Origin of the sequence: Microterricola pindariensis, from assembly GCF_002936985.1 — a bacterium.
In the GTDB taxonomy this organism is placed as follows: domain Bacteria; phylum Actinomycetota; class Actinomycetes; order Actinomycetales; family Microbacteriaceae; genus Microterricola; species Microterricola pindariensis.
On record NZ_MPZN01000023.1, the window covers coordinates 1 to 19,675 of the forward strand.

General features: G+C 67.0%; 17 protein-coding genes. 9 read left to right on the plus strand and 8 right to left on the minus strand.

All coding sequences use genetic code 11. From position 1 onward, the window contains the following. The 4 genes from GY24_RS08525 to GY24_RS08540 form a co-directional block, all read right to left on the minus strand. Positions 1 to 1,378: rhamnulokinase (locus GY24_RS08525; protein WP_104475250.1), on the minus strand; the 1,378-nt coding region annotated here is incomplete at its 3' end. Positions 1,379 to 1,477: 99 nt separating this feature from the next. Next, on the minus strand, positions 1,478 to 3,508 hold the full coding sequence (locus GY24_RS08530) for a bifunctional aldolase/short-chain dehydrogenase (protein WP_104475251.1): 2,031 nt from the start codon (positions 3,506 to 3,508) through the stop codon (positions 1,478 to 1,480). Between the two features lie 76 nt (positions 3,509 to 3,584). After that, entirely contained in the window at positions 3,585 to 4,346 is a 762-nt protein-coding gene (locus GY24_RS08535; RefSeq protein ID WP_104475252.1) for a DeoR/GlpR family DNA-binding transcription regulator, read from the minus strand. 129 nt (positions 4,347 to 4,475) lie between these two features. Further along, positions 4,476 to 5,558 (minus strand): LacI family DNA-binding transcriptional regulator, encoded by a 1,083-nt coding sequence (locus tag GY24_RS08540; protein ID WP_104475253.1) that lies wholly within the window; start codon positions 5,556 to 5,558, stop codon positions 4,476 to 4,478. A 255-nt stretch (positions 5,559 to 5,813) separates the two neighbouring features. Here GY24_RS08540 and GY24_RS08545 point away from each other — a divergent pair, with 255 nt between their 5' ends. The 8 genes from GY24_RS08545 (at position 5,814) to GY24_RS08580 (ending at position 14,190) form a co-directional block, all read left to right on the plus strand. Beyond that, positions 5,814 to 6,854 (plus strand): autoinducer 2 ABC transporter substrate-binding protein, encoded by a 1,041-nt coding sequence (locus GY24_RS08545; RefSeq protein ID WP_104475254.1) that lies wholly within the window; start codon positions 5,814 to 5,816, stop codon positions 6,852 to 6,854. Positions 6,855 to 6,939: 85 nt separating this feature from the next. Next, the gene (locus tag GY24_RS08550) at positions 6,940 to 8,454 is read left to right on the plus strand and encodes a sugar ABC transporter ATP-binding protein (RefSeq protein ID WP_104475255.1); all 1,515 of its coding nucleotides are present in this window, start codon (positions 6,940 to 6,942) and stop codon (positions 8,452 to 8,454) included. A 1-nt stretch (position 8,455) separates the two neighbouring features. Then, positions 8,456 to 9,466 (plus strand): ABC transporter permease, encoded by a 1,011-nt coding sequence (locus GY24_RS08555; protein WP_104475256.1) that lies wholly within the window; start codon positions 8,456 to 8,458, stop codon positions 9,464 to 9,466. A 13-nt stretch (positions 9,467 to 9,479) separates the two neighbouring features. Further along, positions 9,480 to 10,520, plus strand: a complete 1,041-nt coding sequence (locus tag GY24_RS08560) for an ABC transporter permease (RefSeq protein ID WP_104475257.1) — start codon at positions 9,480 to 9,482, stop codon at positions 10,518 to 10,520. A gap of 2 nt (positions 10,521 to 10,522) precedes the next feature. Further along, on the plus strand, positions 10,523 to 11,080 hold the full coding sequence (locus tag GY24_RS08565; RefSeq protein ID WP_233279278.1) for an RpiB/LacA/LacB family sugar-phosphate isomerase: 558 nt from the start codon (positions 10,523 to 10,525) through the stop codon (positions 11,078 to 11,080). A 78-nt stretch (positions 11,081 to 11,158) separates the two neighbouring features. Continuing rightward, the gene (locus tag GY24_RS08570; RefSeq protein ID WP_104475259.1) at positions 11,159 to 11,908 is read left to right on the plus strand and encodes a glutamine amidotransferase; all 750 of its coding nucleotides are present in this window, start codon (positions 11,159 to 11,161) and stop codon (positions 11,906 to 11,908) included. 10 nt (positions 11,909 to 11,918) lie between these two features. Further along, a complete protein-coding gene (locus tag GY24_RS08575) occupies positions 11,919 to 13,340 on the plus strand; it encodes a rhamnulokinase (protein ID WP_104475260.1) in 1,422 nt (473 codons plus the stop codon). Between the two features lie 73 nt (positions 13,341 to 13,413). Further along, the gene (locus tag GY24_RS08580; RefSeq protein ID WP_104475261.1) at positions 13,414 to 14,190 is read left to right on the plus strand and encodes a class II aldolase/adducin family protein; all 777 of its coding nucleotides are present in this window, start codon (positions 13,414 to 13,416) and stop codon (positions 14,188 to 14,190) included. Between the two features lie 74 nt (positions 14,191 to 14,264). Here GY24_RS08580 and rhaI read toward each other — a convergent pair whose 3' ends face one another. Beyond that, the gene (rhaI, locus tag GY24_RS08585) at positions 14,265 to 15,431 is read right to left on the minus strand and encodes an L-rhamnose isomerase (RefSeq protein ID WP_104475262.1); all 1,167 of its coding nucleotides are present in this window, start codon (positions 15,429 to 15,431) and stop codon (positions 14,265 to 14,267) included. 220 nt (positions 15,432 to 15,651) lie between these two features. On the opposite strand from rhaI, the gene GY24_RS08590 reads away from it, so the two are divergent. Further along, entirely contained in the window at positions 15,652 to 16,665 is a 1,014-nt protein-coding gene (locus GY24_RS08590) for a LacI family DNA-binding transcriptional regulator (protein ID WP_104475263.1), read from the plus strand. Between the two features lie 22 nt (positions 16,666 to 16,687). Here the strand turns inward: GY24_RS08590 and GY24_RS08595 are convergent, their stop codons facing one another. Genes GY24_RS08595 through GY24_RS08605 form a run of 3 tightly spaced genes read right to left on the minus strand, consistent with a single transcriptional unit; the run spans position 16,688 to position 19,588 of the window. Beyond that, positions 16,688 to 17,635, minus strand: coding sequence for a 2-hydroxyacid dehydrogenase (locus GY24_RS08595; RefSeq protein WP_104475264.1), 948 nt, complete (start codon positions 17,633 to 17,635; stop codon positions 16,688 to 16,690). A gap of 22 nt (positions 17,636 to 17,657) precedes the next feature. Further along, on the minus strand, positions 17,658 to 19,196 hold the full coding sequence (locus tag GY24_RS08600) for an MFS transporter (RefSeq protein WP_104475265.1): 1,539 nt from the start codon (positions 19,194 to 19,196) through the stop codon (positions 17,658 to 17,660). Between the two features lie 5 nt (positions 19,197 to 19,201). Continuing rightward, positions 19,202 to 19,588 carry a MarR family winged helix-turn-helix transcriptional regulator gene (locus tag GY24_RS08605; protein WP_083362559.1) on the minus strand — a complete coding sequence of 129 codons (387 nt, stop codon included), beginning with the start codon at positions 19,586 to 19,588 and terminating at the stop codon, positions 19,202 to 19,204. Positions 19,589 to 19,675 lie beyond the last annotated feature (87 nt).

The window sequence follows — 19,675 nt, forward strand, 5'->3', positions numbered from 1 at the left end:
AGGCACGCAGCGACTCGAGGTCGCCGGAGACGAGCCCGGCCGCACGTGCCTGCACGAGCACGTTGCCGAGCGCGGTGGCCTCGACCGGCCCCGCCTGCACCGGCACTCCGGCATGGTCGGCAGTGAGCTGGCAGAGCAGCGCGTTCTGCGAGCCGCCGCCCACGATGTGGATCGTGCGCACCGTCTTGCCCGAGAGCTCGGATGCCGCCCTCACGGCGCGCGCGAATGCCTCCGCCAGGCTCTCGATGATGCTGCGCACGTACTCGGCCCGGCTGGCCGGAACGGGCTGGCCGTGCTCGGTGCACCAGGCGGCGATGCGGGCGGGCATGTCACCGGGCTCCATGAAGCGCGGGTCGTTCGCGTCGAAGACGGCGACGGGGCCGGTGACCGCCTCGGCGGCGGCGACGAGCGGCAGCAGCTCGACGCTCGGGTCGTCCTGCTGCCAGCTGCGCACCGACTCGCTGAGCAGCCAGGTGCCCATGACGTTGTGCAGGAAGCGCACCCGGCCGTCGACGCCGCCCTCATTGGTGAAGTTGGCGGCCCGGCTGGCCTCTGTGAGCACCGGCCGCTCCAGCTCGACGCCGACCAGGCCCCAGGTGCCGCATGAGATGTACGCGGCATCCGGGTCGGTCATGGGAACGGCCACCACCGCGGATGCCGTGTCGTGCGAGCCGACCGCGATGACCGGCGTCGACGCGGGCAGACCGGTCGCCGACGCCACCTGCGGCAACAGTGTGCCGATGCGCTCGCCCGGCTGCACCAGCGGGGCGAAGAGCCTGCGCGGGAGCCCGAGCCGCTCAATCAGTGAATCGTTCCAACGTGGCTCGCTGCCCAGCGTGAGCAGTCCCGTCGTCGAGGCGTTGGTGCTCTCTGCCCGTTGCGCCCCGCTCAGCCAGAACGCGATCAGGTCGGGCACGAGCAGGGCTCGGTCGGCCAGCTCGAGCAGGCCGTCGGCGTGCTCGGCCTCGAGCTGGTAAAGAGTGTTGAACGGCAGGAACTGCAGGCCGTTCTCGGCGTAGAGCTCGGCGAACGGCACGCGCTCGTGCACGGCGGCCACACCGGCGGCGGTGCGGGAGTCGCGGTAGTGGAATGGGGTGCCGAGCAGCCGGTCGCCGCGCAGCAGGCCGTAGTCGACCGCCCAAGAGTCGATGCCGATGCCGGCCAGTCCCGGCTGCAGGCGGCCCGCCTGGGCCAGCCCCTCCAGAACGGACTGGTACAGCCCGAGCGCGTCCCAGTGCAGCCCGCCCGGCGTCTGCACCGGGGTATTCGCGAAACGGTTGACCGCCTCGAGCCGGAGCTCGTTCGGGCCGACATGGCCGAGCATGACCCGGCCGCTGGTGGCGCCGAGGTCGACGGCGGCGACTGTTCCGTTGGCCATTCTGGGGTACTCCTTGATTCGTGGTTCGCTCAGCGATCCCGGCCGCCGGGCGCCCGTGTCGGGGCGCCCGGCGGCCGGGACAATCGGTGTGGGCGCAGGCTAGCGCAGGAACGCGGCCGCAACGCCCGCGTCAACGGGAATGTGCAGGCCGGTCGTGTGCGAGAGGTCACTCGAGCACAGCACGAACACCGCGTTCGCGACGTTCTCCGGCACGACCTCGCGCTTGAGGATGGTGCGCTGGGCGTAGAACTTGCCCAGGTCCTCCTCCTCGATTCCGTAGGTTGCGGCGCGGTTCGCGCCCCAACCCGAGGCGAAGATGCCGGAGCCGCGCACGACGCCGTCGGGGTTGATGCCGTTGACCTTGATGCCGTGCTCGCCGAGCTCGGCCGCCAGCAGGCGCACCTGGTGGGCCTGGTCGGCCTTGGTGGCCGAGTAGGCGACGTTGTTCGGGCCGGCGAAGACCGAGTTCTTCGAAGAGATGTAGATGATGTCGCCGCCCAGCTTCTGCGCGATCAGCACCCGGGCGGCGTTCTTCGAGACGAGGAAGGAGCCCTTGGCCATCACGTTGTGCTGCAGGTCCCAGTCGGCCTCGGTGGTCTCCAGCAGGGGGCGCGAGAGCGAGAGGCCGGCGTTGTTCACGACCAGGTCGAGCCCGCCGAAGGCCAGCACGGCCGCGTCGATCGCGGCCTGGACGGCTGCCTCGTTCGAAACGTCGGCGGCGACGCCGATGGCGACGTCGGTGCTGCCCAGCTCGGCCGCTGCGGCCTGTGCCTTGGCCAGGTCGAGGTCGGCGATGACGACGCAGGCGCCCTCGGCGGCCAGGCGCACGGCGATGGCCTTGCCGATGCCGGAGGCGGCGCCGGTGACGAGCGCGATGCGGCTGGCGAGGGGCTTCGGCTTCGGCATCCGCGCCAGCTTGGCCTCTTCGAGGGCCCAGTACTCGATGCGGAACTTCTCGGCCTCGTCGATCGGGGCGTAGCTGGAGATGCCCTCGGCGCCGCGCATCACGTTGATGGCGTTCACGTAGAACTCGCCGGCGACCCGGGCGGTCTGCTTGTTGGCGCCGAAGCTGAACATGCCGACGCCGGGCACCAGCACGATGAGCGGGTCTGCGCCGCGGATCGCGGGGCTGTCGGCGACGGCGTTGCGGTCGTAGTAGGCCTGGTAGTCGGCGCGGTACTCGGTGTGCAGCTCCTCGAGGCGGGCGATCGAGTCCTCGACCGAGGCGCCGGAGGGCAGGTCGAGCACCATCGGCTTGACCTTGGTGCGCAGAAAGTGGTCGGGGCAGCTGGTGCCGAGCGCGGCCAGGCGCGGGTGCTCGCTGGAGGCCAGGAAGTCCAGCACCTCCGCGCTGTGGGTGAAGTGGCCGACCATGGGCTTGTCGGTCGAGGCCAGGCCGCGGATGACGGGCGCGAGCGCGGCGGCCTTGGCGAGGCGCTCGGCCTCGCTCAGGGCGTCGTAGCCCTCCAGTGCCGGGCCGAAGGGCTCTGCCCTGCTCTTCTCGGCGATGTAGGCGGCTGCGGTGTCGATGATCCAGAGTGAGTTGGCCTCGGCCTCGTCGCTGGTGTCGCCCCACGCGGTGATGCCGTGGCCGCCCAGGATGCAGCCGATCGCATCCGGGCTCTGGGCCTTGATGGCGGCGATGTCGAGGCCCAGCTGGAAGCCGGGGCGGCGCCACGGCACCCAGACGACCTTGTCGCCGAAGATGGTCGAGGTCAGCGCCTCGCCGTCGGCGGCCGTCGCGATCGCGATGCCGGAGTCGGGGTGCAGGTGGTCGACGTGGGCGGCGTCGACGAGGCCGTGCATGGCGGTGTCGATCGAGGGGGCGGCGCCGCCCTTGCCGTGCAGCGTGAAGTCGAACGCGGCCACCATCTCGTCCTCGCGGTCGAGCCCGGCGTAGACGCCCTCGAGGGCGCGCAGCCGGTCGACGCGGAGCACGGCGAGGCCGGACTCGGTGAGCGTGCCGAGGTCGCCGCCGGAGCCCTTCACCCACATCAGCTCGACCGGCTCACCGGTGACGGGGTCGGTCTCGATGCCCTTGGCGCTGGTGTTGCCGCCCGCGTAGTTGGTGTTCTTGGGGTCGGCGCCGAGGCGGTTCGACCGCGCGATGAGGTCTGCTGGGGTGCTCACGTGCGGAATCCTTTGCTCAAACTCAAATGTTAGTATCTGTGAAATCTAACAACAAGTCACTTGAGGCGCAAGCGGTTCAGCGCAGCTCGACCAGGTCGCGGTACTCATCGAGGCGGGCGTCTCCGGGGTCGAGCTCCGTGATCATCACAGCGAAGTCGGCAAGGGTGAAGCAGAGGGCGAGAGAGCGATCGCCGAGCTTCGAGGAGTCGATGCAGAGAATGAGCTCACGAGAGACGCCGGCGAAGGCCTTCTTGATCTGGCTCTCGGGCAACGAGACCTCCGAGGTGCCGAGTGCCGCATCCAGGGCGGAGGCCGAGGTGAAGAAGCGCTGGTAGAACATGGAGGCCGCGGCCTGGCACGCGACGAGCCCGACGAAACTGTCGGTGGCCGCCTCAAGAGCGCCGCCGACGAGAATCGGCTCGACGCCCGGCATGCCTCGCATGGTGCGGAAGTTTTCGTAGGAGTTCGTGGCGACGGTGAGACCGGAGCGCTCGCCGATCGAGGCCCCGATCGTTCCGGCCGTCGTCGAGGCATCAAGGGCGATCGCCCCGCTGCGGGGAATCAGGGCGAGTGCCTTCTCGGCGATGAGCTGTTTCGCCCGGCTGCGTACCGTGCGGCGCTCGCTGAACGGCCGGGGGCCGGTGATCGCCACGGCCCCACCGCGCACCCGGCGCAGCAGGCCTTCCGCCCCGAGGTCGTCGAGGTCGCGACGTACGGTCATCGCAGAGACGCCGAGCTCGGTGGCTGCCTCCTCGATCTGGAGTGCGCCGTCACGTTGCAGACGGCTGACGAGTGCCAGACGGCGCTGTTCTGCCCCCACTGTTCCGCTGGTGGCCATCTGGACTCCTTCGCGTCGTGACCGTTCATGTTACAACACACACAAACGACCAATCCGGCGGTCAGCCGGCCTCGATGCACCCGCGCATGCGCGCGATTGCCACTCTGGGCGAGGACTGCCGCCGAAGTGTCAGCGTTTGACCGTGCCGCCGGCGCTTCCGGGCCTGCGAGGCTCGACACGTCGATCAGTCGAACGGCGCACCACGAGTTCGGGCTTCAGTATGACCTGACGGTGCACGTGGCTGGAATCGCGCGAGGAGTGGTCGAGCAGGAGCTGTGCGGCCTGATGGCCGAGGTCGTCAATGGGTTGGCGAATCGAGGTCAGCGGCACGACCCAGTTTTTCGCGAAGTCGATGTCGTCATAACCGACAAGTGCAACATCTTCCGGCACACGCAGGCCGGCATTCACCAGTCCGCGGTACACGCCGAAGGCGAGCATGTCATTTCCGCAGAAGATCGCCTCGGGAAGCGTCCCCTCCAGGAGGAGTTCGACGGCTCGCTGGCCGTCGCGGATGCCGAGGCCCGAAACGCTGACTTCTGTGAGCATCTCCTCGGGGTCCAGTCCGGCGTCAGCCATCGCCTGACGGGCCCCGGCCGCACGTTGCGCGAATTGGCGGAGGCTGAGTGACCCACCCACATACGCGATCCGCTGATGCCCGAGATCGAGCAGGTGGCGCACTGCCAGAGCGCCTCCGGCGACGTTGTCGACAGACACCGAGCAGTGCGTCGCGCCACCGTCGAAGTCGAGGAGCACGACCGGCAGGTCCTGTGGAAGATTCACGTAGCGATCGGCGTGCTCCTCCGGCGTGGCCGGCGCGAGCAGTACACCGCGCACGTGCTGCGCAGCGAGCATGGAGAGCAGCGCAGACTCTCGAACGATCTCACCCTCCGAGTTGCAGAGCATGACGACGAGCCCCGAATCCCGGACCGAGCGTTCAACAGCGTGGGCTGCTCCCATATAGAACGGGCTCTCGACATCGAGCACGACCAACCCGATCACATTGCTCACGGCTCCTGTGAGCACGCGCGCCTGCTGGTTCGGCACAAAGCCGAGCTCCCGAATGGCCTGTTCCACCAGCAAGCGAGTGCGCGGGTGCACTCGTTCGGGGTGGTTGATCGTGTTGGAAACCGTTCCCGTCGAGACATCCGCGAACGCTGCCACGTCGCGAATCTTGACGGAGGCACGAGCTGACGAGTCTGCGGCTTTGCTCATCGAGACTGGTTCTCCTTGCAATCGGCAGCAAGCTGAGCGCTCACACTATCAACTCCCGACTGCTCACCGCCGAGGCGGCGAGTGTGAGCCTGCCGACGGCGAATAAGTTGCAGACCGGGTGCGCTGCGTGTACTTTTGAAGCGCTTCAGAAAATGAAGCGATTCAAATACCCTACACATCACGCACCGGCGCGGGATCACTGATGCCTTCAGGCCCTTCGTCGTCGCACCCTGCAGTGACATCGAGGAGAACAACATGAAGCAACGACGCTTTTCCGGCCTGACACTCGGCCTCGCCGCAGTGCTCAGCCTCGGCTTGGTTGGCTGCGCCGCCGGCGGCACCGCCGCTCCAGAAGCGGGTGCCGCGGGCGATGGCGACTACACGATCGCCATCGTTCCCAAGGACTCCACGAACCCCTGGTTCGTTCGCATGGAGGACGGTGTCAAGCAGTATGCCGCCGACACCGGCCTCGACGTCTACCAGAAGGGCCCGGCCGAGACCGACGCCACCATGCAGGCCCAGGTGATTCAGGACCTGATCGCGCAGGGCGTCGATGCGATCGGCGTGGTTCCTGTTGACCCGGGCGCGCTGGAGACGGTTCTCAAGCAGGCACTCGATGCCGGCATCGTGGTGGTCACCCACGAGGGCGCCAGCCAGGAGAACACGATGTACGACATCGAGGCCTTCAACAACACCGACTACGGCGGGTTCATCATGGACAACCTCGCCGAGGCGATGGGTGAAGAGGGCGTCTACACGACGATGGTCGGCCACGTCACGAACGCGTCGCACAACGAGTGGGCCGATGGCGCAGTTGCGAAGCAGGCGGAGGCCTACCCCAACATGACCCTCCTCGCTGCGGAGCCGCGCGTCGAGTCACAGGATGACGGCGAGGTCGCCTACCAGTCGGCCAAGGAGCTTCTGAAGAAGTACCCCGAGATCAAGGGCATCGTCGGTACGTCGTCATTCGACGCTCCCGGTGTCGCTCGCGCCATCGAGGAACTCGGTCTCACCGGCAAGGTGTTCGTCAGCGGCACGGGAATGCCCGCCGCCAACAAGGGAATCCTGCAGAAGGGTCTCGTCAAGTCCCTCACGCTCTGGGACCCGGCGGATGCCGGCTATGCGCTGGCCTCGCTCGCCACGTTGATCCTGAACGGCGAAGAGATCGTCGATGGCGTCAACCTCGGTGTCAAGGGCTATGAGGACATGAAGTTCGCCAAGGGCAGCGACAAGGTGCTCGAGGGCAACGGGTGGGTCGTCATCAACAAGGACAACGTCGACGAGTTCGGCTTCTAAACCACAGCACCTCACGCGGCCCGGTGCAGAGCGTTCGACCGCTCTGCCCGGGCCGCCACATGCACCATATTGAAAGGATGCGCCGATGGTGGACAACGTCATCGCGGTACGTGGCGTCAGCAAGGCCTTTGCCGGCGTGCAGGCGCTGGACACCATTTCGTTGGAGATCGCTCCGGGTGAAATTCACTGTCTTGCGGGGGAGAACGGGAGCGGGAAATCCACGCTCATCAAGGTGATCTCGGGCGTGCACGCGGCCGATGAAGGCACGATCGAGCTCAATGGGAAGGAGTTCTCCAAGCTCACGCCGATGGAGGCGATCTCCAACGGAGTGCAGGTCATCTATCAGGACTTCTCCGTCTTCCCCAACCTCACGGTGATGGAGAACCTCGCTCTCACGGCGGAGCTCGCCGAGCATCGAACGTTCGTCAACTGGCGACGGATGCGGCGGATCGCCACAGAGGCGATCGCGAAGATCAACGTCAAGATCGATCTGGACGCGAAGGTGGGTCAGCTCTCAGTTGCGCAGAAGCAGCTGGTGGCGATCGCCAGGGCGTTGATGAGCAACGCCCGACTGATCATCATGGACGAGCCGACGACGGCGCTGACCAAGCGTGAGGTCGACGCTCTGTTCGGCATCATCCTCGACCTGAAATCTCGCGGCATCGCCACCCTCTTCGTGAGCCACAAACTCGAGGAGGTCTTCGAGATCAGCGAGCGCTTCACCATCATTCGGAACGGCAAGCATGTGATCACCTGCCTTCCCGAAGAACTCGATCACAAGAAGTTCTCCTTCTTCATGACGGGGCGTGAGTTCGATGACGCGCGGTTCACACCGCAGATCAGAGCAACCCAGCCGATTCTCGAAACGTCCCGGCTCTCGGCGCACGGTGCATTCTCGGACGTGAGTCTGTCGTTGCGGCCGGGCGAGATTCTCGGAATCACCGGGTTGCTCGGATCCGGGCGCACGGAATTGGCGCTGGCGCTCTTCGGCTCGCTCAAGAGCGACTCCGGGGAGATCCGCATCGACGGCAAAGCGGTCGTGTTGGACAGCGTGCGCACGGCGATTTCTCACGGAATCGGCTATGTGCCGGAAGACCGTCTGACCGAGGGGCTGTTTCTCGAGCGCTCGATCGGTTCCAACATCGTGATCAGTGAGATCGACTCCTTTGTCTCCTCGCTGGGTGTGTTGGAGCAAGACAAGGCAGATGCCGAGGCACAGCGATGGATCACCGATCTGCGCATCGCCACCCCGGATGCCCAGAACGCGGTGAGCACCCTCTCTGGCGGCAATCAACAGCGCATCGTGCTCGCCAAATGGCTGGCGACCAAGCCCCGAGTGTTGATTCTCAACGGACCAACGGTGGGCGTGGACATCGGGTCCAAACACGACATTCACCGTGTTCTGCGAGAGCTGGCCGCGGAGGGGCTCGCGGTGATCGTGATCTCTGACGACATCCCCGAGGTCATTCAGAACTGCAATCGCGTTCTGGTGATGAACGCTGGCCGCATCGTGAGCGAGCTCGACCCCACGCAGACCTCGGAACTCGAGCTGGCCGCCCTGATGTCGAAAGACGTGCAAACCCTCGAAGGGATCAGCTGAGATGCGCGCACTTCCCCAGAAACTCGTGCGATCAAACGAGTTCTACCTGTTCCTCGTCATCGTCGTGCTTGCCATCGTGATTCAGGCCAGGAGCGGCCAGTTCTTCACAGCCAACAATCTCGTCGACATCGCGAACGCGATGGTCGTGCCGGGTATCTTCGCCGTCGGCGCGTTCATGGTGCTGGTCTCCGGCGGCATCGACGTGTCTTTTCCGGCGCTCGCCTCGCTGGCGGTCTACGCGACAACCCGCATCCTCGTCGATGCGGGTTATGAGGGCGACCTCTGGCTCCCGTTCCTGATCGTCATGGCGATCGGAGCAGTGCTCGGCTCCTTGAACGGATGGTTCGCCTCCCGCTTCGCCGTGCCGGTCCTGATCATCACGTTGGGCACAGCGAGCGTGTTCTCCGGCATCATGCAGGGGGCACTCGGCTCCGTGCAGATCCCGAACATTCCGCCGGCCATGAGCGAGTTCGGGCGGGCGACGCTGTTCGTGGCGACCAACCCCGACTCTGGTCTCACCTCGAACATGCCCATGTCGTTCCTCCTGCTCGTCGGGGTGGTCGTGGCCGCGTTCGTCATGCTGCGGTACACCACGTTCGGCCGCGGAATCTACGCACTCGGCGGAGACGAGAGTGCGGCATCCCGCGCAGGCTTCAACGTGCGCAGGATGAAGTTCTGGCTCTACGTCATCGTGGGTGTGATCGCCAGCATCGCCGGCCTCGTGCGCACGAGCATGATGGACCAGATGCACCCGACCAACCTTCTCGGTATGGAGCTGATGGTGATCGCCGCCGTCGTTCTGGGCGGTACCGCCATCACGGGCGGCACGGGCACTCTGACGGGCGCCATGTTGGGAACGCTGCTCATCGTGATCGTGCAGAACAGCATGATCCTCGTCGGCGTCCCCACCTTCTGGCAGGGATTCGCCTTGGGCGTTCTGATCATCGTCGGAACCGGAATCTCGGCCCTCCAGCTCACCCGAGCCCGCAAGCGCAAAACCGCACTGATCTGAGAAAGAGACTGCAATGACTGCAATAACGACATCGCGTTCGCGAGTCCGGCTCTTCCGCGACCAGCACGTTACGCGCCTTGCTTCGATTCTCGTCGTGCTTCTGCTGTTCTTCGCGCTCGTCAGAACGGAGAACTTCTTCCGGCTCGCCACCTGGCAGTCCATGGCCGTCCAGTTTCCGGAGTTCGGGCTGATGGCACTCGGCGTCATGCTCACCATGATCATCGGCGGCATCGATCTGTCGGTCGTAGGCATCGCGAACATGACCGCCATCGGCAGCGCCACCCTGATGCTGTCGATCGCGCCTACCGGCTCAGACAGCCCGGAGGGCTACCTCGCCCTGATGGCAGCGATCTTCTTCTCGCTGCTGGTCGGGGCGCTTGCCGGCGCCTTCAACGGTTTCCTGGTGGCGAAGGTGAAGATCCCGGCGATCCTCGTGACTCTCGGCACCTTCGAGCTCTTCACCGGCATCGCCGTGATCATCAGCGGAGGAAAGCCCACAAGTGGCCTACCGCCGGAATATGGCGAGGTTATGGCGAGTCGGCTGTTCGGCGTCATCCCCATGCCGCTGATCATCTTCATCGTCGCCACCGCGGTCATCGGAGTGCTGATGTACAAGACCGCATTCGGCACGAAGCTCTACATGCTGGGATCGAATGAGACCGCGGCAGAGTTCAGTGGGCTCAAGACGACGAGCCTCACCATCCGCACCTACATGATCTCCGGACTTCTCGCCTCGGTGGCCGGTCTGGTGATGCTCGGCAACTACAACTCGGCGAAGGCGGATTACGGTTCGACCTACACGCTGCTGGCGATCCTCATCGTCGTGCTCGGTGGTGTGAACCCCAATGGCGGATCGGGGCGTCTCGCCGGAGTGATCCTCGCCGTTGTCGTGCTGCAGGTGCTCTCCTCGCTGCTGAACACCTTCCCCCACATCAGCAACTTCTACCGCCCACTCATATGGGGTGGCGTGCTCCTTCTGGTCATCGTTGTCAACCAGTGGGACAAACGTGACCATCTCGCTCGACTCTTCCGCTGGAAAGGGACAACCTCATGAAAATGACCAAGGATCGCCACGTCGTGGTGAGCGCCGACTTCGCCGGGTTTCCGCTGAAGGAAGCGGTCAAGACTCACCTGCAGGCGCGCGGATGGAGCGTCACCGACTTGACGCCAACACTCGACGACGCGCCGATGTACCAGCGGGCCGGTTTCATGGTGGGGGCGAAAATCGCCGAAGCCGAGTTTGAGAAGGCCCTCGCCTTCTGCGGCACCGGCATGGGCATCCATGTCGCCGCCAGCAAATGCCCGCACGTGCACGCCGCCGTGGCCGAGACTGTGCCTGCGGCGCTGCGCGCCTCGACCGCGAACAACTGCAATGTGCTGGCGATGGGCGCCTTCTACACGGCTCCGCGCCTCGCCATGGCAATGGCCGACGCTTTTCTCGAGTCCTCATTCGGCGACGGCTACGAGAACTGGCGAGGCTTTGCCGAATACCACCAACTCGGCTTCGACGAGTGCGAGAACTTCGACTACGAGGCGTACAAGGCCAACGGCTTCGAGCTCGTTGACAAGCCCACGGTGACGATGGGGCCGGAGCCCAGCGGGCTCGCGTATTAGCGCGCTCGCGTCGTAATTCAGCAAAGACAGACAGTTCATTAGTTCAACCCAGTTCAGACGTTCAGAAGGGAGCGCCTCATGGCACGCGTGCTATTGGCGGGGGAGTCGTGGTCGACGACCTCGGTTCACACCAAGGGGTTCGACTCGTTCACAACCACGGCCTACGAAGAGGGGGCGGCCGACTTCATAACTGCGCTCGAGCACGCCGGGCACTCTGTGGTGTTCCAGCCCAACCACGTTGCGGCGGCGAAATTTCCCACCACCCTCGCTGAGCTTCGCGAGTTTGACGTTGTCGTGCTCAGCGACATCGGCGCCAACACCCTGCTGATTCCCCCGCAGGTATTTTCAGAGGGTCGGGCCATGCCGAACAGGCTCGAGATTCTCGCCGAGTGGACCCGCGCCGGCGGTTCCCTGCTCATGGTCGGCGGCTACCTCAGCTTCATGGGCATCGAAGCCAAGGCCAACTACCGAAACACCGCGCTTGCCGCGGTTCTCCCGGTCGAGATGGAGGCTGGCGACGACCGCGAAGAGACCCCGCAGGGCTCTATCGCGAGCATCGTCGGTTCGCACCCGATCACCCGGGGACTCGACGAGAACTGGCCCGCCATCCTGGGCTATCACCGGGTCGAAGCGCGTGAAGGTGCCGAGGTGCTGGCGACCGTCGGCGCGCACCCCCTGCTCGTTGTCGACTCTGAGGGCTCTGGCCGCACGGCCGCGTTCTTGAGTGACATGGCCCCGCACTGGCTACCGAAGGAGTTTCTCGCCTGGGTCGGCTACGAGCCGATGTGGCAGCAGCTGATCTCCTGGCTCGCCCGCGAGAGCGAGTGAGTTCACAACGATGAACGCGTTCGGCCGTGTTGCCGCACTCGATTTCGGCGCCACGAGCGGGCGCGTCATCGTTGGCGAGGTCAGCAAAGATCAGCTGAGAATGCAGACCTTCGCGCGATTTGCGAACCGCCCGGTCGCCGTCGGCGGGCGCTTGCATTGGGACGTCCTGGCGCTCTGGCAAGACGCGCTCGACGGGGTGGCTGCGGCAATCCGTGAGGTGCCCGACCTCACGTCGGTGGCCACAGACACCTGGGGAGTGGACTACGGGCTCTTTCGTGGCGGTCGGCTGCTGGCCAATCCCACGCACTATCGGGATGAGCGCACGAACGCCGTGGTGGCAGGGGTCAACGCCCGTATGCCCGAGGCGGAGCAATACCGGCGGGCCGGCATCCAGATTCTCCCCATCAACACGATCTATCAATTTGCCGCTGAGGCGGAAGATCAGGTGGTGGAGTGGGCAGATTCGGCGCTTTTGATGCCGGATCTCTTCACGTATTGGTTGAGTGGCGCGCGTATCGCGGAGAGGACGATGGCGTCGACAACTGGACTGCTGGACGCCCATTCGCGGGAGTGGAACGCGGAGCTCGTCGCGGCGGCCGGCATCCCCATGGCGCTGCTTCCCGCGCTCGTCGATGCGGGCACCGCGGTCGGACCGTTGCGGGCAGACGTCGCCCGCGCGGTCGGCGCGGCCGGCCGCGTCGAGGTCGTCGCCGTTGGCTCTCACGACACGGCCTCGGCCGTGGTCGCCGTGCCGATGGAGTCGGAGTCGGCCGCCTTCATCTCCTGTGGAACCTGGGGCTTGGTGGGCGTCGAGCGGTCGCATCCGGTGCTCTCTGAGGAGGCGCGGCTGGCGGGCTTCACCAACGAGGCGGGAGTCGACGGGCGCTACCTGTTGATGCACAACGTGATGGGCCTGTGGATTCTCACCGAGGCGGTGCGACAGTGGGAGCGGCACGGCGAGACCGTCGAGTTGCAGAGCCTGTTGGCGGCTGCGGCCGCCGTCTCAGTGGATCTGCCGGTCTTCGACGTGAACGACGCACGCTTCCTGCCCCCGGGCGACATGCCCGCCCGAATCACCGGATGGTGCATCGAACGCGGGCTTACCCCGCCGCAGAACCTCGCAGAGATGACACGGTGCATCATCGAGTCGCTCGCCTGTGCTTTCGCCGACGCCGCGCAGCGCGCCGGAAGCCTCGGCGGTGTGGCGGTGCAACGCATCCACATCGTCGGCGGCGGATGCCAGAACGAGCTGCTGTGCCAGCGCACCGCCGACCGTGCCGGGCTGCCGGTGCTGGCCGGACCCGTGGAGGCGACCGCGCTCGGCAACATTCTGGTGCAGGCGCGCACCATGGGACACATCGCTGGCGACCTCGACGAGTTGCGCGATCTCGTTCGCCGTACCAACGAACCGGTGCGCTACGAGCCGCGGTGACGCCGCAACGACGCGGGCATTCGGCGTCCTAATCCACCGATTTTCCGAAGAAGGCCACGAAGGGACCAAAAACATGACCGCACGAATGCACGCAGACTCCGTCAGCGACGAGCTGGTTGCACTGACGAGACGCCTCGGGGAACCCGCGCGCGACCTGGTGATACTCGCCGAGGGCAACACGAGTGAGCTCGTCAGCGACAGGACGATCAGCGTGAAGGCTTCTGGCTCATCGATGGCTGATGCCACTCGCGACGATTTCGTCACCGTCGACCTGGAGCCGCTGCTCCAGATTCTGCGTGACCCGGCTGCGGGTCAGGAAGCGCTGACCGCGGCGCTCACCGCGACCACGGCCGACGGGGGAACCGTGCGGGCGTCGATCGAGTCGCTCGTGCACGTCGCCGTGCGTGCATTCGTGCCGGCGAAGTTCGTGGCGCACACCCACCCGACCGACGTGGTTGCGCTGCTTGCGAGCGCCGAGGCCGAGACGGCCTTCGTCGACCCGGTCTACTCCGAGGAATTCATGATTCTCGGCCGCAGCCTCTACGTACCGTACGCCGAGCCGGGCATCGTGCTCGGCCGCGTCTTTCTGGAGCACCTCGACAGCCACGTTCAGGAGCACGGCGAGACGCCGTCGCTTGTGCTGCTCGGCAACCACGGAATCGTGGCGATCTCGGACTCGGCTGCCGGTGTCGAGGCCATCTCGATGATGGCGGTGAAGAGCGCCAGGGTGCGGCTGGGCGCGAGACTCGCCGGAGGCGTCGCCCCGCTGAGCGCGGAGACCACCGCCCACTACTTCGACCGCCCTGACTTCCGTGAGCGCCGTGCCGCTTTGGCGGGCCGCCAGCGCTGACAAGACTGCGCGAACAGGGCGGAGGGCCGGGTCTCACACGAGATCCGGCCCTTCGCTCTGTGCTGCTGAGGGGGTTAGGCGCCCCAGCTGGACTGGGTGCCGCCCACGCGCTCCGCGGCGATCTGGGTCTGGTAGCCGGATGCCGCATAGGCGGCCATCGGGTCTGCGGGCAGGCCACGTCCCTCGCGCCACGCGGCGAGGTCGCCGCGCACGTCGGTGTAGAAGGCGTCCATGAGGATTCCGTTGGCGCCGAGCACGTCGCCCGCGCTCTGCGCGGCATCCAGTGCCTCGCGGTCGATGAGCAGCGCGCGGGCCGTCATCTCCTGCACGTTCAGCACGGAGCGGATCTGGCCGGGGATCTTGTCCTCGACGTTGTGGCACTGGTCGAGCATGAAGGCGACGGGGCTGTCCGGGCCGTAGCCGCCGCCGCGGACGACCTCGACCATGATGCGGAACAGCTGGAACGGGTCGGCCGCGCCGACGATCAGGTCGTCATCGGCGTAGAAGCGCGAGTTGAAGTCGAAGGAGCCGAGCTTGCCGAGGCGCAGCAGCTGCATGACGATGAACTCGATGTTCGTGCCCGGCGCGTGGTGGCCGGTGTCGAGGCAGACCATGGCCTTGTCGCCGAGGGCGGCGACCTGGGCGTAGCTCGTTCCCCAGTCGGGGACATCGGTGTGGTAGAACGCCGGCTCGAAGAACTTGTACTCGAGCACGAGGCGCTGCTCCGAACCGAGGCGGGCGTAGATCTGCGCCAGCGAGTCGGCGAGGCGGTCCTGGCGGCCGCGCATGTCGCCCTGGCCGGGGTAGTTGGTGCCGTCGGCGAGCCAGATCTTCAGGTCCTGCGAGCCGGTGGCGTGCATGATGTCGATGCACTCGAAGTGGTGGTCGATCGCCTGCTGGCGGATGCCGGCATCCGTGTGGGTGAGGCTGCCGAACTTGTAGACGTCATCCTGGAACGTGTTCGAGTTGATCGTGCCGAGGGCGACGCCGAGGTCGGCGGCGAACTCGCGCAGCGCGCTGTAGTCGTCGACCTTGTCCCACGGGATGTGCAGCGCGACCTTCGGCGCGAGGCCGGTCACGCCGTGCACCTGGGCGGCGTCGGCGAGCTTCTCCTGGATGGTGCGCGGCGTTCCGGGAGTGGCGAACACCTTGAAGCGGGTGCCGGAGTTGCCGAACGCCCACGAGGGCAGCTCGATGGCCTGGCCCTCGAGCTGGCTGGCGATGGAGGCGAATGTCGTCATGTCTGTCACTTCTCGGTCTCGGTGGTGTGTGGATGGCGCGCTGGGCCGACTGCCGCTTCATGAATCGTTTCAATCGCCATGGTGAAAGCGTAGCCCCGCGCCGCCCGGCTCGTCAACCGCGGCGCGCGGCGCGCGACTGATTCGTTTCAACCACGCCGGCAATCCGACATCCGTGGCTTAGGCTTTCGGGAGAAGTCCAGACAGACAGGGAGATCCGCGAGTGAGCGTGAGTGTGCGCGATGTGGCATCGCTGGCGGGGGTTTCTGTGGGAACCGTGTCCAATGTGCTGAACCGGCCGGAGAAGGTGGCGCCGGCGACCGTTGAACGCGTGCAGCGGGCCGTCGCCGAGCTCGGCTTCGTGCGCAACGAGGCGGCCAGGCAGTTGCGCGCCGGGCAGAGCCACAGCATCGGCCTGATCGTGCTCGACGTGCGCAACCCGTTCTTCACCGACGTCGCCCGCGGCGCGGAGGACAAGGCGGCCGAGGGCTCCCTCTCGGTGCTCCTCGGCAACAGCGACGAGAAGCCGGAGCGCGAGGCCGCCCACATCGCGCTGTTCCAGGAGCAACGCGTGCACGGCGTGCTCATCTCGCCGCTCGGCGACGACCTCGGCCGGCTGGCCGCGCTGCGCGAGCGCGGCATCCCGACCGTCCTGGTCGACCGCCAGGATCCCGCGGGGGAGTTCTCCTCCGTCTCGGTCGACGACGTGGCCGGCGGCTACCTGGCCGTGCGGCACCTGCTGGACCTCGGCCGCCGCCGCATCGCCTTCGTGGGCGGCCCGCACGGCATCCGCCAGGTCGCCGATCGCCTGCTCGGCGCCCAGAAGGCGGTCGAAGAGGTGTACGGCGCAAGCCTCGAGGTGATCGACGGCGAGGGCCTGACCGTTCTGCACGGGCGCGCCGTCGGCGAGGCGTTGCGCGAGCGCGCCGCCTACGCCCGGCCGGAGGCGGTCTTCGCCGCCAACGACCTGCTCGCCCTGGGCGTGCTGCAGGCGCTGACCATGCTCGGAGACATCCGCGTGCCCCAGGACATCGCGCTGATCGGCTACGACGACATCGATTTCGCCGCGACCGCGGTTGTGCCGCTCAGCTCGATTCGCCAGCCCAGCGTGCTGATCGGCTCGACCGCCGTCGAGCTGTTGCTGCGCGAGGCAGCGGGCGGCCCGGACTTCGAGCACGAGCAGATCGTGTTCCAGCCGGAGCTCGTGGTGCGCGCCTCGACGGGCACCGCCGACTAACCGCGCCGCCGCACAGCGCGGTCTAGCTCCGCACGACGACGTTGCGCGGGGCGTCGCCCTGCAGCATCCGCGCGATCTGGTCGGCCAACAGCCGTCCCATCCGCGGCATCATCGCCGTCGAGGCGCCGCCGACGTGCGGGGTGATCAGCACGTTGGGCAGTGCGAACAGCGGATGCCCGGCGGGCAACGGCTCGGGGTCGGTCACGTCCAGGGCCAGGCGCAGGCGGCCGGAGCTGGCGTGGGCCAGCAGTGCGGCGGTGTCGGCGACCGGCCCACGGGCGATGTTCACCAGCAGTGCGCCGTCGGGCATCGCCGTGAGGAAGGCGTCGTCGACGAGGTGGTGCGTCGCGTCGCTGAGCGGAACACCGACCACCACGATGTCGGCCTGCGGCAGCAGCGCGGCCAGCTCGTCGATGCCGTGGATGTGGCCGGTCGCACCCTCGCGGGCGGTGGACGCGACGCGCACCACGTTCACCTCGAACGGGGCCAGCCTGGCCTCGATGGCCTGGCCGACGCCGCCGTAGCCCACGATCAGGACGGTGCGATCGGCGAGGCTGGCGTGCCGGGCGGGCGCCCAGCGGCCCTCGGCCGCGGCCCGCACGAAGTCGGGGATGCCGCGCTGCGACGCCAAGATCATGGCCAGCGTCAGCTCGGCGGTGGACGTCTCGTGCACCGATGTCGCGTTGGCGAAAACGTGCCCGGGCGGCAGCACGTCGGCGACGCCGTCATAGCCGATCGACTGGCTCTGCACGAGCCGCGTCGTGGTGCCGGCGAGGTTCGCGAGCAGCGGCGTCGCGCCCATGTACGGCGGCACCGCGATGTCGATGTGCGGCAGTGGGGCGGGCCCGGTCATGTCCCACTCGACCAGCTGCACGCCGTCCGGAACCGGCCCGAGGGCGGTGCGGAGCGCCGTGCCGGGCAGGCTGACGACGAGGGCGGGCGTGGCTGCGGCGGTCTCAGGGGTGCTCATGGTTCGAGCGTAGCGCCGCCCGCTAGCGGGTGGCGGCGCCCCTGCCGCGGCCGCCCCGCTCGTCGAGCTCGGCCCGTGCGGCCAGATCGTCCAGCTCGGCCAAATCGTCCAGCTCGGCCATGTCGTCCAGGTCGTCGCTGCGGTAGCGCGGCACCGGGATCGGCGAGGTGAGCGCGACCTGCTCAGAGAACTGCTCGGGCGTCACCCGGTTCTCGCTGACCACGGCGATTGGCATAGTCGTGGTGGGCACCGGCATCCGCACTCCACCGATGCGCCCGTCGAGGGCCTCGGCCTCGAGCACGGCGCTCAGCGGGCGGGCGCTGTGCGTGAGCACGAGGCGCCAGCGGGCCTGCGGATGCGGCCGCAGCCGCAGCTCGCGGGCGACGACGAGCCAGCCGACGCCGATCGCGAAGCCGATCACGCCGGCGACGGCCGCCACGATCAGCGCCCAGCGGGGGCCCATCGCGTTGGCGACCCAGCCGACGATGGGGGCGCCGATGGGGGTGCCGCCCATCAGGATGGCCATGTAGAGCGCCATCACGCGGCCGCGCACGGCCGGCTCTGTGGTGGTCTGCACGAAGCCGTTCGCGGTGGTGAGCATGGTCACGGCCGAGAAGCCGATGAAGATCAGGGAGAACGCGAACGTCCAGAACGAGGGCATCAGCGCCGAGAGGAGCGAGGCGACGCCGAGGCCGCCGACGGCCACGATGATCACGCCGAAGCGTGCCTTCTCGCGCCGGGCGGCGAGGAGGGCGCCCGAGAGCGATCCGATCGCGAGGATCGAGGAGAGCAGGCCGTACTCGCCGGCCCCGCGCCCGAACTCCACCGCCATGGTGGAGGAGACGATCGGGAAGTTCATGGCGAAGGCGCCGACGAGGAAGACGATCACGAACACGACGATGAGGTCGGGGCGCTTCGCCACGTAGCGGAACCCCTCCACGAACTGGCCGCGGGTCCGCGGCGCCCGCGGCATCCGGCGCAGCCTCGAGGAGTTGAGCATGGCCAGCGCGATGAGCACGGCGATGAAGGTTGCGGCGTTGGCGATGAACACCCAGCCGGAGCCGATCAGCACGATCAGGAAGCCGGCGAGGGCCGGGCCGATCATGCGGGCCGCGTTGAAGGAGGCGGAGTTGAGGGCGACCGCGTTGGCCATGTTGTGCTCGCTGACCAGGTCGCTGACGAAGGTCTGGCGGGCGGGCCCGTCGATGGCGTTCACGATGCCGAGCAGCAGGGCGAAGACGTAGAGGTGCCAGAGCTCGGCGTGACCGAGCAGCAGCAGCAGGCCGAGCCCGATGCCGAGCGCCATCAGTGCCGACTGGGTGAAGAACAGGATCGTGCGCCGGTCGAAGCGGTCGGCGATCAGCCCGGTGATCGGAACGAGCAGGAGCTGCGGCCCGAACTGGAGCGCCATGGTGGCGCCGACGGCGACCGCGTCGTTGTCGGTGAGGTCGGTGAGCACGACCCAGTTCTGCGTCGTCGCCTGCATCCACGCACCCACGTTGGAGACCAGCGCGCCAATGAACCAGACGCGGTAGTTGTAATTCGAGAGGGAGCGGAACATGGCACTCACTGGGTGGCTAATCTCCTGAGGATCTCGGCGGCGGATGCCAGGGTGGCCCGCTCGTCGCTGCTGAGCTCGCGCATTTGGCGGGTGAGCCAGCGGTCGCGTTTCTTGACTGTTTCGTCGACGGTGGTGGTGCCGGCCTCGGTGAGGCTGATGTTCACCTTGCGACGGTCGGCCTCGTCGGCCTCGCGGCTGAGGTAGCCCAGGCCCTCGAGGCAGTTGACGGTGCGGTTCATTGACGGCGGCGAGATGTGCTCGCGCTCGGCGAGGGCCCCGAGCGTGTGCGGCCCGTGCACGTACAGGGCCGCGAGCACGGAGAACTGGCCATCGCTGAGGTCGTCGTCGGCCTTCTCGGCCCGCAGTCGCCTGGCGAGCCGAAGCGTGGCCATTCGAACATCTGAGCTCTGCTCCGCAATCGTCTTGGCCACGAATAGTTAGCATAGCTCATTAGCATTGCTAAGTAAATGCGGATGCGT

Excerpts from the sequence above, each read along its gene's own strand:
- GY24_RS08535 (WP_104475252.1), bottom strand. The coding sequence starts at position 4,346 with ATGGCCACCAGCGGAACAGTGGGGGCAGAACAGCGCCGTCTGGCACTC.
- GY24_RS08540 (WP_104475253.1), bottom strand. The coding sequence starts at position 5,558 with ATGAGCAAAGCCGCAGACTCGTCAGCTCGTGCCTCCGTCAAGATTCGC.
- GY24_RS08545 (WP_104475254.1), top strand. The coding sequence starts at position 5,814 with ATGAAGCAACGACGCTTTTCCGGCCTGACACTCGGCCTCGCCGCAGTG.
- GY24_RS08550 (WP_104475255.1), top strand. The coding sequence starts at position 6,940 with ATGGTGGACAACGTCATCGCGGTACGTGGCGTCAGCAAGGCCTTTGCC.
- GY24_RS08555 (WP_104475256.1), top strand. The coding sequence starts at position 8,456 with ATGCGCGCACTTCCCCAGAAACTCGTGCGATCAAACGAGTTCTACCTG.
- GY24_RS08560 (WP_104475257.1), top strand. The coding sequence starts at position 9,480 with ATGACTGCAATAACGACATCGCGTTCGCGAGTCCGGCTCTTCCGCGAC.
- GY24_RS08565 (WP_233279278.1), top strand. The coding sequence starts at position 10,523 with ATGACCAAGGATCGCCACGTCGTGGTGAGCGCCGACTTCGCCGGGTTT.
- GY24_RS08570 (WP_104475259.1), top strand. The coding sequence starts at position 11,159 with ATGGCACGCGTGCTATTGGCGGGGGAGTCGTGGTCGACGACCTCGGTT.
- GY24_RS08575 (WP_104475260.1), top strand. The coding sequence starts at position 11,919 with ATGAACGCGTTCGGCCGTGTTGCCGCACTCGATTTCGGCGCCACGAGC.
- GY24_RS08580 (WP_104475261.1), top strand. The coding sequence starts at position 13,414 with ATGACCGCACGAATGCACGCAGACTCCGTCAGCGACGAGCTGGTTGCA.
- rhaI (WP_104475262.1), bottom strand. The coding sequence starts at position 15,431 with ATGACGACATTCGCCTCCATCGCCAGCCAGCTCGAGGGCCAGGCCATC.
- GY24_RS08595 (WP_104475264.1), bottom strand. The coding sequence starts at position 17,635 with ATGAGCACCCCTGAGACCGCCGCAGCCACGCCCGCCCTCGTCGTCAGC.
- GY24_RS08600 (WP_104475265.1), bottom strand. The coding sequence starts at position 19,196 with ATGTTCCGCTCCCTCTCGAATTACAACTACCGCGTCTGGTTCATTGGC.
- GY24_RS08605 (WP_083362559.1), bottom strand. The coding sequence starts at position 19,588 with ATGGCCACGCTTCGGCTCGCCAGGCGACTGCGGGCCGAGAAGGCCGAC.